14 protein-coding genes are annotated in these 14,501 nt (G+C 64.8%); 5 read left to right on the top strand and 9 right to left on the bottom strand.

Features of this window, described 5'->3' with window-relative positions; genetic code table 11:
- Positions 1–33: 33 nt before the first annotated feature.
- From glcF to I4X03_RS16655, 3 genes are read right to left on the bottom strand one after another with little or no spacing between them, the layout of a single operon-like run.
- A complete protein-coding gene (gene glcF / locus I4X03_RS16645; RefSeq protein WP_223469363.1) occupies positions 34–1,260 on the bottom strand; it encodes a glycolate oxidase subunit GlcF in 1,227 nt (408 codons plus the stop codon).
- Position 1,261: 1 nt separating this feature from the next.
- Positions 1,262–2,329 carry a glycolate oxidase subunit GlcE gene (gene glcE / locus I4X03_RS16650; RefSeq protein WP_223469364.1) on the bottom strand — a complete coding sequence of 356 codons (1,068 nt, stop codon included), beginning with the start codon at positions 2,327–2,329 and terminating at the stop codon, positions 1,262–1,264.
- On the bottom strand, positions 2,329–3,810 hold the full coding sequence (locus tag I4X03_RS16655) for an FAD-linked oxidase C-terminal domain-containing protein (RefSeq protein ID WP_223469365.1): 1,482 nt from the start codon (positions 3,808–3,810) through the stop codon (positions 2,329–2,331). The genes glcE and I4X03_RS16655 overlap by 1 nt, the downstream gene beginning before the upstream one ends.
- Before the next feature lie 74 nt (positions 3,811–3,884).
- Here I4X03_RS16655 and I4X03_RS16660 point away from each other — a divergent pair, with 74 nt between their 5' ends.
- Positions 3,885–4,439 carry a cob(I)yrinic acid a,c-diamide adenosyltransferase gene (locus I4X03_RS16660; RefSeq protein ID WP_223469366.1) on the top strand — a complete coding sequence of 185 codons (555 nt, stop codon included), beginning with the start codon at positions 3,885–3,887 and terminating at the stop codon, positions 4,437–4,439.
- Between the two features lie 7 nt (positions 4,440–4,446).
- Here the strand turns inward: I4X03_RS16660 and I4X03_RS16665 are convergent, their stop codons facing one another.
- Positions 4,447–4,938: a hypothetical protein gene (locus I4X03_RS16665; protein WP_223469367.1), complete on the bottom strand. Its 492-nt coding sequence runs from the start codon at positions 4,936–4,938 to the stop codon at positions 4,447–4,449.
- A 154-nt stretch (positions 4,939–5,092) separates the two neighbouring features.
- Here I4X03_RS16665 and I4X03_RS23345 point away from each other — a divergent pair, with 154 nt between their 5' ends.
- A complete protein-coding gene (locus I4X03_RS23345) occupies positions 5,093–5,785 on the top strand; it encodes a 2OG-Fe(II) oxygenase (protein WP_223469368.1) in 693 nt (230 codons plus the stop codon).
- A 161-nt stretch (positions 5,786–5,946) separates the two neighbouring features.
- Here the strand turns inward: I4X03_RS23345 and dxs are convergent, their stop codons facing one another.
- From dxs to I4X03_RS16685, 3 genes are read right to left on the bottom strand one after another with little or no spacing between them, the layout of a single operon-like run.
- Positions 5,947–7,815, bottom strand: a complete 1,869-nt coding sequence (gene dxs, locus I4X03_RS16675) for a 1-deoxy-D-xylulose-5-phosphate synthase (RefSeq protein WP_223469369.1) — start codon at positions 7,813–7,815, stop codon at positions 5,947–5,949.
- Positions 7,816–8,709, bottom strand: coding sequence for a polyprenyl synthetase family protein (locus I4X03_RS16680; protein ID WP_223469370.1), 894 nt, complete (start codon positions 8,707–8,709; stop codon positions 7,816–7,818).
- Positions 8,706–8,966: an exodeoxyribonuclease VII small subunit gene (locus tag I4X03_RS16685; RefSeq protein WP_223469371.1), complete on the bottom strand. Its 261-nt coding sequence runs from the start codon at positions 8,964–8,966 to the stop codon at positions 8,706–8,708. Before I4X03_RS16685 ends, I4X03_RS16680 begins: the two co-directional genes overlap by 4 nt.
- Before the next feature lie 345 nt (positions 8,967–9,311).
- On the opposite strand from I4X03_RS16685, the gene I4X03_RS16690 reads away from it, so the two are divergent.
- Genes I4X03_RS16690 through I4X03_RS16700 form a run of 3 tightly spaced genes read left to right on the top strand, consistent with a single transcriptional unit; the run spans position 9,312 to position 12,203 of the window.
- On the top strand, positions 9,312–10,412 hold the full coding sequence (locus tag I4X03_RS16690; protein WP_223469372.1) for an aromatic ring-hydroxylating oxygenase subunit alpha: 1,101 nt from the start codon (positions 9,312–9,314) through the stop codon (positions 10,410–10,412).
- Between the two features lie 14 nt (positions 10,413–10,426).
- Positions 10,427–11,344, top strand: a complete 918-nt coding sequence (locus I4X03_RS16695; protein ID WP_223469373.1) for a DMT family transporter — start codon at positions 10,427–10,429, stop codon at positions 11,342–11,344.
- Between the two features lie 7 nt (positions 11,345–11,351).
- Entirely contained in the window at positions 11,352–12,203 is an 852-nt protein-coding gene (locus I4X03_RS16700) for a sulfurtransferase (protein ID WP_223469374.1), read from the top strand.
- Positions 12,204–12,233: 30 nt separating this feature from the next.
- Here I4X03_RS16700 and I4X03_RS16705 read toward each other — a convergent pair whose 3' ends face one another.
- A complete protein-coding gene (locus I4X03_RS16705) occupies positions 12,234–12,983 on the bottom strand; it encodes a ZIP family metal transporter (protein WP_223469477.1) in 750 nt (249 codons plus the stop codon).
- A gap of 167 nt (positions 12,984–13,150) precedes the next feature.
- Positions 13,151–14,386: a DUF4382 domain-containing protein gene (locus I4X03_RS16710; protein ID WP_223469375.1), complete on the bottom strand. Its 1,236-nt coding sequence runs from the start codon at positions 14,384–14,386 to the stop codon at positions 13,151–13,153.
- Positions 14,387–14,501: the final 115 nt, after the last annotated feature.

The raw sequence follows: 14,501 nt of genomic DNA on the forward strand, positions 1-14,501 counted from the left end.
TACGGCGGACGGGCGAAGCGTCATCCGCCGGATTCACGCCGTCTTCAACGCCTGGTCGATCAACTCGATCCAGTGCGACACCGGCGTATCGGTGCCTGACTGAAGATGGGTCACGCAACCGATGTTCGCCGACACAATCACTTCGGGCCGGGTGGCATGCAGGTTGGCCAGCTTCTTGTCCCGCAGTTCAGTGGCCAGCTCCGGCTGCAGCACCGAATAGGTGCCCGCCGAGCCGCAGCACAAATGATTATCAGCGCATAGCTTCACATCGACGCCGCAAGCGCGCAGCACCCCTTCCACCTTCCCCCTGATCTGCTGCCCATGCTGCAAGGTGCATGGCGGATGGAACGCCACCCGCGGGCCGACCTTGCCGGCAAAGCGCGCAGTCAGCTCCGTTTCGAACTCCGGCAAAATCTCCGACAGGTCGCGCGTCATCTCCGAGATGCGTTTCGCCTTCGCCGCATACGCGCTGTCGTGCTCCAGCAAATGTCCATACTCCTTGACCGTCACCCCGCAGCCCGATGCGGTCATGACGATAGCCTCAACCTGCTCGACCATCGGCCACCACGCGTCGATATTGCGGCGCATGTCGGCAAGGCCGCCCTCCTGGTCGTTCATGTGATAGCGCACCGCGCCGCAGCAGCCGGCCTTCGGCGCCATGACCAGTTGGACGCCGACCGCATCGAGAACGCGCGCCGTGGCGCTGTTGATGTTCGGCGCCATCGCGGGCTGCACGCAGCCTTCCAGCACCAGCATCTTGCGCGCGTGCGCGCGCGAGGGCCACTGTCCCGCGCTCTTGGTGCGCGGCAGCTTGTCCTGCAGCTTCGGCGACAGCAATGGGCGGAACAGCTGGCCAGCCCTGAATGCTGGCGTAAACAGCCATTTGCGCGGCAACGCTTCCTTGAGCACCGTGCGCTTGATGCGCTCGCCCAACGGACGCTGTACGCGGTCCTCCACCACCTTGCGGCCGATGTCGACCAGGCGGCCATACTTGACGCCCGACGGGCACGTGGTTTCGCAATTGCGGCAGGTAAGGCAGCGGTCCAGGTGGATCTGCGTCTTGCGCGTGACTTGCGCGCCTTCCAGCACTTGCTTCATCAGGTAGATGCGCCCGCGCGGGCCATCGAGTTCGTCGCCGAGCAGCTGGTAGGTCGGGCAGGTGGCCGTACAGAAGCCGCAGTGGACGCAGGCGCGCAGGATCGCCTCGGCCTCGTCGCCTTCGCGCGTGCCTTTGATGAAATCGGCGAGATTGGTTTGCATGTCAGTACATCCGTCCTGGATTGAAGATGTTCGATGGGTCGAACGAAGCCTTGAGGCGCTGATGGATCTTCGCCACCGCGGGCGCCAGCGGATGGAACACGCCCACCTCCTTGTCGCCGCCGCGGAACAGCGTGGCGTGGCCGCCAACGGCTGCTGCGGTGCGCCGGATGCGCTGCGCCATGTCGGCGTCGGCGTCGACCTTGAGCCAGCGCTGCGCGCCGCCCCACTCGATCAGCTGCTCGCCCTTCAGGATGATGGCGCCTGCGCTGGTCGGTACCGACAGGCGCCACAGGCTCTCGGTGTTGGTGAAGAACGGGTGCTGCTGCTCGCGCACGCGCGACCAGAAATCGTCCGCGCTGTCGGCCAGCTCGCCGCCCAGGTCACGCGCAGCCGCCTCCACCGCGGCCTCCGCGCCCGACAGGCGAACCGTCAGCACGCCGCCGTGCCAGCAGCTGGCAGAAATCGGCAGCGGCAAACCGCCCCACTCGTTGAGCATGCGCAGCGCGTCGATCTCGCTGGTTTCAAAGCGCAGCGTGGTCTCGCGGATCGGCCGCGGCAGCACCTTGACCGACATCTCGAGCATCACGCCCAGCGTGCCAAGCGAGCCTGCCAGCAGGCGCGAGACATCGTAGCCGGCCACGTTCTTCATCACCTGCCCGCCAAACGACAGCACCTGCCCGCTGCCATCGAGGAGTTTGGTGCCGAGTACAAAGTCGCGTGCAGCGCCGCTGGTAGCCCGGCGCGGACCGGACAGGCCGCTCGCGATGGCGCCGCCAAAGGTGGCGCCGTCGCCGAAATGCGGCGGCTCGAACGCCAGCATCTGCTTGCGTTCGGCCAGCGCCGCCTCGATCTCGGCGAGCGGCGTGCCGCAGCGCGCGGTGATGACCAGCTCAGTGGGCTCGTAGTCGATGATGCCGCTGTGGACCCGCGTGTCGAGCACCTGGCCGTCGATGCGCTGGCCATACCAGTCCTTGGTGCCGCCGCCACGGATGCGCAATACGCTGCCCGCCGCCGCCGCCGCCAGTACCTGCTCTCTTAATTGTTCGATCGACTGCACAGTGGTTCCCATCAGAAGCGCGGCAAATCCGCGAACGGCAGCACGCCGCCGCTGACGCGCATCTTGCCGAATTCGGCGCATCGGTTAAGTGTCGGAATCGCCTTGTCCGGATTGAGCAGCATCGGCGGATCGAAGGCGCGCTTGACGGCGAAGAAGGCGTCGAGCTCCTCGCGCGTGAACTGCACGCACATCGAGTTGATCTTCTCCATGCCGACGCCATGTTCACCTGTGATGGTGCCGCCTACTTCGACGCACAGCGCCAGGATGGCGGCGCCGAAGGCCTCGGCACGCTCGAATTCGCCGGGCTTGTTCGCATCGAACAGGATCAGCGGATGCAGGTTGCCGTCGCCCGCATGGAACACGTTTGCGCAGCGCAGGCCGAACGTGGTCTCCATCTGCTCGATGCCGATCAACACCTGCGCCAGGTTCTTGCGCGGGATGGTGCCGTCCATGCAGTAGTAGTCGGGCGAAATGCGTCCCGCCGCCGGGAAGGCGTTCTTACGGCCGGACCAGAAGCGCATGCGTTCCGATTCGGTTTCCGACACCGCGATCGCGCTTGCGCCGGCCTTCTCCAGCACGGCGGTCATGCGCGCGATTTCTTCGTCCACTTCCAGCTTGGTGCCGTCGGCCTCGCACAGCAGGATCGCTGCCGCGTCGGTATCGTAGCCCGCCTTGACGAACGGCTCGACCATGCGCGACGAGGTGCGGTCCATCATCTCCAGGCCGGCCGGGATGATGCCCGCGGCGATCACGCTGGCCACCGCGTTGCCGCCGGTGACAACGTCGTCGAACGACGCCATGATGACGCGCGCCGTCGCCGGCTTGGGGACCAGCTTGACGGTGACTTCGGTGACGATGCCGAGCATGCCTTCGGAGCCGATAAAGACAGCCAGCAGGTCGAGGCCGGGCGCGTCGAGCGACTCGCCGCCCAGTTCAATGATCTCGCCGTCGATGGTGGCGACGCGCACGCGCATCACGTTGTGCACGGTCAGGCCGTACTTCAGGCAATGGACGCCGCCCGAGTTCTCGGCCACGTTGCCGCCGATGGTGCAGGCGATCTGCGACGACGGATCGGGCGCGTAGTACAGGTCGTACGGTCCGGCGGCATCGGAGATGGCCAGGTTGCGCACGCCCGGCTGGACAACCGCCAGGCGGGCATACGGCTCGACGCGCAAGATGCGGTTCAGGCGCGCGGTGGAGATCACCACGCCGTCGGCCATCGGCAGCGCGCCGCCAGACAAGCCGGTGCCGGCGCCGCGCGGCACGATCGGCACGTTCAGTTCGCGGCACACGTTCAGGATCGCCAGCACCTGCTCCTCGTTGTCCGGAAGGGTGACGATCATCGGCAACTGGCGATAGGCGGCAAGGCCATCGCACTCGTACGGACGGGTATCTTCCGGATCGGAAAGAATGCAGCGATCTGGCACGCGGGCGCGCAGCGCAGCGGCTACTTGCTGGCGTCGCTCGTTATTGACGGGGATGGAGGCGGACATGCACCGATTGTAAGCACAATTCCGGGGTTTTGTCGTATGCTCAAGCTATTCTTTTTTGCATGCTAGGGACAACCATGGGCAATCGCCTCTCAAAAATCGCCACCCGCACGGGCGACAACGGCACCACAGGCCTCGGCGACGGCAGCCGCACCGAGAAAGACAGCATTCGCGTCCATACGCTGGGCGAGGTGGATGAGCTGAACTCCTTCGTCGGGCTGCTGCTGTGCGAAGACATGCCGGACGACCTGCGCGAAGAGCTGGTCTCGATCCAGCACGACCTGTTCGACCTGGGCGGAGAGCTGTGCATCCCGGGCTACCAGCTGATCACCGACGCCCATGTCGAGCGCCTCGACGCGCTGCTGGAGAAGTACAACGCCACCCTGCCCGCGCTGCAGGACTTCATCCTGCCGGCCGGCTCGCGCGCCGCCGCCGTCGCGCACCTGTGCCGCACCGTGTGCCGCCGCGCCGAGCGCAGCATCGTCAGCCTGGGCCGCGAAGAGAAGATCAACGAGCACCCGCGTCAATACGTAAACCGCCTGTCCGACCTGATGTTCGTGCTGTCGCGCGTATTGAACCGGTTTGCCGGAGGCAGCGACGTGCTGTGGCAGAACGACCGCAAACGGGGATAGAAACGCGTCAGATGTGCTTCATCTCGAGTTCGAGCCTGCCGTGCGGAGGCACCTCCTGCCACTTCGCGGCCAGGGTGCGCGCGGCGCCATACAGCTGATCTTCGACGACGACGCCCGCGAGTTCGGGGGCCGGCCGGCCCCGCGTCGCGCATGCGCCGCGCACGCCTTCGACGAACTGGCCCGGATCGAACGCCCCGCTCCACAACTGCGCCTGCAGGCTCTCAACGACCGCCTCCGCATGCACCGCCTGATCGGCCAGTGCGGCGTTCGCGATGTCGTGCCCTTGCGTCATCGCGAAGCCGATGTCGCTGCCGGCGGCGACCATGCCAAGGAAGCCACCGGTATATGCCAGCGTGTCCTCCACCACAAAATGGATCAGGTCATGCGGCAGGATGCCCTGGCGCGGCATCGCGACCGAGGTCTGGGTGCCATCGCCGCGTATGCAAAGCAAGGAATCGTATTTGTCGGATTTTCCGTGCTTGGTGGCGATCAGCTTCATGGATGGATTCCGTTCAGGGGATTGGCCCTGACATTAAATGCGGACTGCGTCCAAGTCAACCCATCAGAGTCAACAGGCAAAGCGCGCGGTGCGTGACCGATCAACCGCTCTTGTGTAACATCGGCTGCAAAAACAACGTACAGGAGACTGGTTCGTGCATGACTTTATCGAGACCTACGACGGCGCGCTAACGCCAGAACAGTGCCAGCAGATCATCGGCCGCTTCGATGCCAGCGACAAGGTAGTGCGCGGCCGCACCGGCAACGGCGTCGACGTGACCAAGAAGGACAGCTACGACCTGACGATCGGCTCGCACAAGGAATGGCACGACGTGGGCAACCTGATGCTGACCGTGGTCCGCCAGCACCTGCGGGCGTACATGGACAAGTACCGGATGCTGCTGGTGGGCGCGCTGTCGCCGACGGTTGCGCATCCGGAGACCGGCGAGCCGGTGGTGCTGACGCTGGAGAACTTCGACGCCTGCGGCACGCCGAACATCGACGCGCTGATCCAGTACATGTACCGCGCCGGGCCGATCAACCTGCAGAAGTATGTCAAGGCGAGCGGCGGCTACCACCACTGGCATTCCGAGATCTACCCGCAAAACGCCAGCTGCGAGACGCTGCACCGCGCGCTGCTGTTCCAGTTTTACCTGAACGACGTCGACGACGGCGGCGAGACCGAATTCCTGTACCAGCAGCGCAAGGTCGAGGCGCGCCAGGGACGGCTGATCATTGCGCCGGCCGGCTTCACGCATTCGCACAAGGGACACGTGTCGAGGAGCGGCGACAAATACATCGCCACGTCATGGATCTTGTTCCAGCGTGCCGAGACGCTGTATAGCTAGCGAAAAAATTCCAAAATCGGGGACAGACCACCATTTTAGAATCTTCTAAAATGGTGGTCTGTCCCCGATTTTGGAACTTTCCGAATGCGGGACTTTTTTTTGAGCGTAAAAAAGGCGGATGGCGCGTTGCGCTTGTCCGCCTTGCGTGCCAGCCTGTCGGCTTAGGTGTTGTTGACCACCAGGCGCGGTTCACCCGACATGAATCGCTGGCGGATCGAGGCGGCGATGCCTTTGGCGTCGAGGCCAACACCGGCCAGCAGCGCAGCCGGGTCGCCGTGGTCGATGAACTTGTCCGGCAGGCCAAGCATCAGGATCGGCTTGACGATGCCTTCGGCCGCCAGCGCTTCGGCTACCGCCGCGCCAGCACCACCCATCACGCAGCCCTCTTCCACCGTCACGAAATAGTCGTGGTCGGCCGCGAGGCGCTTGACCAGTTCCACATCAAGCGGCTTCACGAAGCGCATGTTGGCGACCGTCGCACCAAGCTCGGCTCCGGCGGTCACGCTTGGCGCGACCATCGAGCCGAACGCGAGAATCGCGATCTCCTTGCCTTCTCGCTTGATCTCGCCCTTGCCAATCTCGATCGAGGTCAGCTCCTTCAGGATCTCCGCGCCGATGCCGGCGCCGCGCGGGTAGCGCACCGCGGCCGGGCCTTCGTAGCGGTACGCCGTGGTCAGCATGCGGCGGCATTCGTTTTCGTCCGAGGCGGCCATGACGACCATGTTCGGGATGCAGCGCAGGTACGAAATATCGTAGTTGCCGGCGTGGGTGGCGCCGTCGGCGCCGACCAGGCCCGCGCGGTCGAGCGCGAACGTGACGTCGAGGTTTTGCAGCGCTACGTCGTGGATCAATTGGTCGTAGGCGCGCTGCAGGAAGGTCGAGTAGATCGCGACGACCGGCTTGAGTCCTTCCGTGGCCAGGCCCGCGCCGAACGTCACCGAGTGCTGCTCGGCGATGCCGACGTCAAAGTAGCGGTCCGGGTACTGCTGCTCGAAGCCGACCATGCCGGAGCCTTCGCGCATCGCCGGCGTGATGCCGACCAGGCGCTTGTCGGCAGCGGCCATGTCGCACAGCCAGTTGCCGAATACTTCGGTGTAGGTCATCTTGCCGGCCTTGGCGGGCTGGATGCCTTCGGTCGGGTTGAACTTGCCGGTGCCGTGGTACAGGATCGGCTCGGCCTCGGCCAGCTTGTAGCCCTGGCCCTTCTTGGTCACCACGTGCAGGAACTGCGGCCCCTTGAGCTTCTTGATGTTTTCCAGCGTCGGAATCAGCGATTCGAGGTCGTGGCCGTCGATCGGGCCGATGTAGTTGAAGCCGAATTCTTCGAACATCGTGGCCGGCACCACCATGCCCTTGGCATGCTCCTCGAAGCGCTTGGCCAGTTCGAGGACCGGGCCAGGCAGCACCGACTTGCCGACGTTCTTGGCGGCGGCGTAGAACTGCCCCGACATCAGGCGCGCCAGGTAGCGGTTCAGCGCGCCGACCGGCGGCGAGATCGACATGTCATTGTCGTTCAGGACCACCAGCAGGTTGACGTCTTCCTGTACGCCGGCGTTGTTCATCGCTTCGAACGCCATACCGGCGGTCATCGAGCCGTCGCCGATCACCGCGATCGCGTGGCGCTGCTCGCCCTTGATCTTGGCCGCTTGCGCCATGCCCAGCGCGGCGGAGATCGAGGTCGACGAGTGCGCGGTGCCGAAGGTGTCATATTCGCTCTCGACGCGGCGCGGGAAGCCCGAGACGCCGCCAAACTGGCGCAGCGTGTGCATCTGCTCGCGGCGGCCGGTAAGGATCTTGTGCGAATAGGTCTGGTGGCCGACGTCCCAGACGATGCGGTCGTGCGGCGTGTTGAACACGTAGTGCAGCGCGATCGTCAGTTCGACGGTGCCGAGATTGGACGACAAGTGGCCGCCCGTCTTCGATACCGAGTCGAGCAGGAAGTGGCGCAGTTCGTGCGCCAGCGGCGTGAGTTGGGTACGGGGCAGCTTGCGCAGCTCGGCCGGGCTGTTGATGGTCTCTAGCAGTTTCATTTACGCTTTCCGCTGCACGATCAGGTCGGCGAGGTCGCGCAGCCTGCATGCTTGTTCTCCAAACGGTTCGAGCGCACGGTGCGCGTCGTTCCGCAGTTTTTCCGCAAGGGCCCGCGACTGCTCCAGGCCCAGAATCGATACATAGGTCGGCTTGTTGGCCGCCGCGTCCTTGCCGGCGGTCTTGCCCAGCGTGGCCGAGTCGGCGGTGGCGTCAAGCACGTCGTCGACAACCTGGAACGCCAGCCCGATCGCGCTTGAATACGCGTCGAGCGCGGCCAGTTCCTGCGCCGACAAATCCTTGCCCGCCAGCGCGCCGAGCACCACCGCGGCGCGCAGCAGCGCACCGGTTTTCAGCTGGTGCATGCGCTCGAGCTGTTCGAGCGTGAGGCTGATGCCGACGCTGTCGAGGTCAATCGCCTGGCCGCCGCACATGCCGCCTGAACCTGCCGCTTGCGCCAGCAGCTTCACCATCGCGAGCTGGCGCGCCGGCGGAACGGTATCGCCTTCGCACAACACGCTGAAGGCCTGCGCCTGCAGCGCGTCGCCCACCAGCAGCGCGGTGGCCTGGTCATACGCTACGTGCACCGTCGGCTTGCCGCGCCGCAGATCGTCGTCGTCCATGCACGGCATGTCGTCATGGACCAGCGAGTACACGTGGATCATCTCGACCGCGGCGGCGGCGCGTTCCAGCGCGCGCACATCGGCGCCGGTCAGCGCGCCGGCGGCGAACGCCAGCAGCGGGCGTACCCGCTTGCCGCCGCCCAGCGCCGTGTAGCGCATCGCCTCGTGCAGCTTGTGCGGCACCACGGCGGCCGGCGGCAGAAACGTCTGCAGCGCGGTTTCAACGCGGGCCTGCACGGTTTTCATCCAGTCATCGAAAGCGCCGGCGATCATTGGTCGCCCTCGCCGCCATTGGCGACCGCGAACGGCTTGAGCATGTCGCCTTCGAGGACCTTGACCTGGGCTTCGACTTTTTCCAGCTGGGCGGCGCAGTAGCGCACCAGCTCCGAGCCGCGCGCGTAGGCGGCCACCGAGGCGTCGAGCGGCAGTTGTCCGGCTTCCATTTGGGCGACCAGTTGCGCCAGTTCGGCCATTGCCTGCTCGAACGACTCCGGGGCGGCAACGCCGTCGGCTGTTATTTTCTTTGACATAAATACTTTAAGTGAGGCTGAGGCATGCAACTTTATGCTTGCCGTTCCAGTCTAATCGCTTATTTTAGAATAATTCACCCCATCGGGTAACGTCGGTTCGCCAGCGACAGCTTGCAAGTCAGACCAGATTTTATCCCAATTAGGGGGCTGCCCATGAAAACGATGCCGTTCCGGCAACACCTCCATCTCGCGGCGCCACATTCGCGCGCTGGCCCACGACTGTAGAGCTCGTTCGCGGTATAATCTCCGGTTCTGTCCGAAATACCGTATTCCGCACTCCCAAAATACTGGTCTTTGGATTCTTTCTCTTCTTTGGCTTGATGCTCATTTAAAAGGGGGGTTGGGATGTCCGATCTGGCTACCCACGCCAAGCTGGCGCAATCGTGCGCGCAGCTTCCGGTAGATGTCTACTTTGATGAAGCGCTGCTAAAGCGCGAGATGCAGCAACTATTCCAGAACGGCCCGCGCTATGTCGGGCACGAACTGATGGTGCCCGACGTGGGCGATTTTGCCACCCTTGCTTCTGAGAACGAGGGTCGCATGCTCGTGCGCAATGCAAATGGCATTGAAGTGTTGTCCAACGTCTGCCGCCACCGCCAGGCGCTGATGTTCAATGGCCGCGGCAACGCGGCCAACATCGTCTGCCCGCTGCACCGCTGGACCTACGATCTCAAGGGCCAGCTGATCGGCGCGCCGCATTTCCCGGAAACGCCTTGCGTGCACCTGGCGAAAACGCCGCTGCAGAGCTGGAACGGCTTGCTGTTCGAGCAGAACGGCTACAACGTCATCGACAAGCTGAAAACGCTGTCGGTGACCAAGGACCTCGATTTCACCGGCTACATGCTCGACCACGTCGAGGTGCATACCTGCGACTACAACTGGAAGACCTTCATCGAGGTCTACCTGGAAGACTATCACGTCGAGCCATTCCATCCGGGCCTGGGCGGCTTCGTCAGCTGCGACGACCTGCGCTGGGAATTCGGGCGCGACTACAGCGTGCAGACGGTGGGCGTGAACCGCGGCCTGCAGAAGTCCGGCTCGCCGGCCTACCAGAAATGGCAGGAGCAGGTGCTCAAGTTCCGCCGCGGCGAACCGCCTCCGTACGGCGCGATCTGGCTGACCCTGTACCCGAACATCATGGTCGAGTGGTACCCGCACGTGCTGGTGGTGTCGACGCTGTGGCCGGACGGCCCGCAGAAGACCCGCAACGTGGTCGAGTTCTACTACCCCGAGGAGATCGTGCTGTTCGAGCGCGAGTTCGTCGAGGCCGAGCGCGCCGCGTACATGGAAACCTGCGTCGAGGACGACGAGATCGCACTGCGCATGGACGCCGGCCGGCGCATCCTGGTGCAGCGCGGAGTCAACGAAGTCGGGCCATACCAGTCACCAATGGAAGATGGCATGCAGCATTTCCACGAGTGGTACCGAAGCAATATCGACCTTTAACGCCAAAGGATCCCATGGCGTCGCTATGGATGTTACTTGCCAGTTTCTCGTTCGCCGCCATGGGCGCGGCCGTGAAACTGGCTTCCGAGTTGTACTCCACCTCTGAAATCGTGATGTACCGCGGCATGGTTGGCACCATCATGCTGCTGTTGCTGGTGCGCCACCAGGGCGGCACCTTCCGTACCGCGCTTCCCAAAGAGCACCTGTGGCGCGGCTTCGTTGGCGTCATATCTCTGTGGCTGTGGTTTTACGCCATCGGCGAGCTGCCGCTGGCCACCGCCGTCACCCTTAATTACCTGGCACCGATCTGGATCGCGCTCTACCTCGCCCTGATGGGCTGGCTGCGCGGCAAGCACCATGTCGAATGGCCGATGCTGCTGGCCGTCAGCGCCAGCTTTGTCGGCGTGGTGCTGGCGCTGCAGCCTGCGGTCGAGTCCGAGGCCTGGCTCGGCGCGACGGTGGCGATCGCCTCGTCGCTGCTGTCGGCGATGGCGTACATGCAGGTTCGCCGGCTCGGCAAGATGGGCGAGCCGGAATACCGGGTGGTGTTCTATTTCTCCCTGATCACCGTGGTGTTCGGCCTGGTCGGCACGCTGGCACCTAGCCAGGGCGGCGAGCCGTCGCTGCATGCCCACAGCTGGTATAGCGCCGGCCTGCTGGTGGCGGTGGGTTTCTGCGCGACCATCGCGCAAATGGCGATGACGCGCGCTTACCGGGTCGGCAATGTCCTGGTGGTGGCCAACCTGCAATACACTGGCATCATCTTCTCCAGCCTGTGGGGCATGGCGCTGTGGGGCGATGTGTTCGACTGGCATGTGTGGCTCGGCATGGGCGTGATCCTGGTATCGGGCGTGGCTGCAACGTTCTACAATACACGCAGCACGCCGCCCGCAGGAGCGGTGAGGACCGATCCGATTGCCAGCGAACTCTGAGGACACCATGTACACGACACTGATTTCCGCCGCCGACCTCGCCCCGCACATCGACAGCCCCAACTGGGCCGTCATCGACTGCCGCCACGACCTGGCCGACCCGCAGGCCGGCCACGCCGGCTATGCGATCGGCCATATCAGCCATGCGCTGTTTGCCCATGTGGACACCGACCTGTCGGGTCCGAAGTTCGGCGCCGACGGCGCCTTCCGCGGCCGCCACCCCCTGCCCGACCGCGAGACCTTCATCGAGACCTTGCGCCACTGGGGCATCAACGGCGACACCCAGGTCGTCGCCTACGACGCCCACGGCGGCATGTTCGCCGCGCGCCTGTGGTGGATGCTGCGCTGGGTCGGCCACCAGCAGGTCGCGGTGCTCGACGGCGGCCTGGCTGCCTGGCAGGCCGGAGGCTTCCCGATGTCGACCGAGGCGCCGATCCGCGAGCGCGGCACGATCATGGACCGCGGCCCGCTGGTGGAAACCGTGTCGGCGGCCGAAGTGCTGCAAAATCTCGCGATCGGCGCGCGCGTGGTCATCGACGCCCGTGCGGCCGACCGCTTCCGCGGCGAGAACGAAACGATGGACCCGGTCGGCGGCCACATCCCGGGCGCGAAAAACCGCTTTTTCAAGGACAACCTGCAGCCGGACGGCCGCTTCAAGGCTGCGGCCGAGCTCAAGGCCGACTTCGCCGGCCTGGTGGCGGAGCCGGCGGCGGCGATCATGCAGTGCGGCTCCGGCGTCACTGCCTGCCACAACCTGCTGGCGCTGGAAGTGGCCGGCCTGCCGGGCGCGGCGCTGTATCCGGGTTCGTGGAGCGAGTGGAGCTCCGATCCCTCGCGCCCGGTGCATACGGGCGCGTAGGCGACCTTGTCGGTACAGCGTGCCGCTGCGTCAGTGAGCGCCGGTCAGGAACACCACAATCAGCACCCCAATGCCGATCAACAGCACCTGCGGCACCGACTCGCGCACGGTGGCGCGGCGCTGCATCTGCGGCATCAGGTCGCTCACGGCGATATACAGGAAGCCTGACGACGCAAACACCAGCACATACGGAATCAGCCCGCTGGCGCGGTCCAAGGTGTAGTAGCCGATCAAGCCGCCGGCCACCGCCATCAGGCTGCACAGCAGGTTGAAGACATAGGCGCGGCGGCGCGAGAAGCCGGCGTTGAGCAGCACGATGAAGTCGCCGATTTCCTGCGGGATTTCGTGGGCGATGATGGCCAGGCCGGTGATGATGCCCAGCTCGGGATTGGCCAGGAACGCCGCGGCGATCAGGATACCGTCGGTGAAATTGTGCATCCCGTCGCCGATCAGGATCATCCACCCCGACTTGCCCGCCTCGCGCGCATCGTGCCCGTGCGCGTGGTGATGGCCATCGCCCTCGTGATGGTGCGAGTGGCGCAGGATCGCCAGCTTCTCCAGCATGAAGAAGGCCAGCAGGCCACCGAGCAGGGTGGCGAACAGCTGGTGCGTATCGGCGCCCGACTCGAATGCCTCGGGCAGCGCGTGCAGCAGCGCTGTCGACAACATGATCCCGACCGACAGGCTGACCATGCGCTCGACCATTTTCGACAGCAGCGTGAACGAGAACACGGCGGCCGCAGAAATGCTGACAACGCCGCCGATGGTGGTCGCGAGCAGGATGGAAATGAGGATCGGGTCGATTTTGTTGCCTCTTGTACGGATGTTGCGAGATGCGCAAGCCCGGCATTGTACCGCCTCGGCCCGCTATCCGTCCGCCTGTTGGCCTGCCGCCCAGAAAAAAAGGCCTCCGGTGAGGGAGGCCTTGCGGGGCGGCTGCGCGACGCTTACGGCACGAGCGCGAAGTTAATGTTGGACGCGTTCTGCGTTGCAATATCAACCGCGGTGGCCCGGGTCTGGGTGGCATAACCGGTGGCTGCGGCCGACACCGAATACTGGCCCGCGCCTGGCGTCGCCGTGGTCGCGGCCGAGAACGTCAATGGCAGGGTCGCGCTGTAGGTGGCGTATTGCGGGGCGGCTACGGGCAAGTTGTTAAGCGTGTAGACGCCGGTTGCCAGGTCGGCGCCTGCATACTTGATCACCACCGTCGGGCCGGCAGCGAAGGTTTGGCGGGCCGAGACATAGGCCGCTTCGCCAGTGGCGCTGGCCGGGGTCATCGTGACACTGCCGGCGATGCTGCCGACCGGGCTGGCCGCCAGCGTCAGCGGAGCGGCGACCGTGCTCAGCGAAGTGGTGCTCGAGACCGTCGCGACCGGGACCGCGGCAACGACCGCGGCGGCGCGGCCGTCGGCGGTGATGACCACGTCATAGCTGCCTGGCGCCAGGCGCGACAGGATGAATTCGCCCGATGTCGGGTTCGGCGCCGTCGAACTGACGATCGTGCCGTTCTGCTGGGCGCTCACGCTCACGCCGCTCGACAGCAATGCCGGGCTGATGAAGCCGTTGATCCCATTGCTGACGGTTGGCACCAGTTTGATGACCGGCTTGAGCGCATACTTGCCGTTGCCTTTTGTGAGTACCGATTTGCAGGCATCGAAGTCGAGCACCAGGTCGGTGCGCTGGCCGGAGACCACGTCGAAGGTGCCGGCGATCTTGATGCCGCTCTGAACGGCGCTTGGCGTATCGAGCGTCTTCTCGGCGGTGGTACCGGTGGCGACGACGGTGTTGGCGGTGCCGGCGCCGCCGTTGGCATCGAGCACCAAGCGCAGCTGGTTGTACTTACCAGGAGGCAAACTGGTCGCGCCCAGCGTTTCCAGCACGCCGTTGGTCAGGTTAAGCAAGTTAATCTTGCGGGCCGGGCTGAGCGTGATATCGCTCCAGCCGCTATCGGCGTCGCCGGCGGCGCCGTTCTGGTGCACGCGCACCTTGCTGACAGTGACGTTGACGGCATCGAAACCGCAGGCTGGCGCGTCGGTCAGCGACACGCCGAGCGTGCCGGACTGGGTAGGCGCCGGTGCCGGCGCGGCGCTATCCCCGCCGCCGCCGCCGCCGCAAGCGGCAATGGTGGCCGCGGCAATGGTGGCGCAAGCGATCAGGGTCGGACGAACGAATGTCAGTGTCATATATAACCTCTCAAAAATGAATAATCCGGCACGCGTAGCGCGCTGCAACAACCGGACTATACATTTCCGAGTGGCAAGTTTGTGTGCGCCAACACACATTGCAACTTTTGCTTAC

It is taken from the genome of Massilia soli (assembly GCF_016809835.1).
In the GTDB taxonomy this organism is placed as follows: Bacteria; Pseudomonadota; Gammaproteobacteria; order Burkholderiales; family Burkholderiaceae_D; genus Telluria_A; species Telluria_A soli.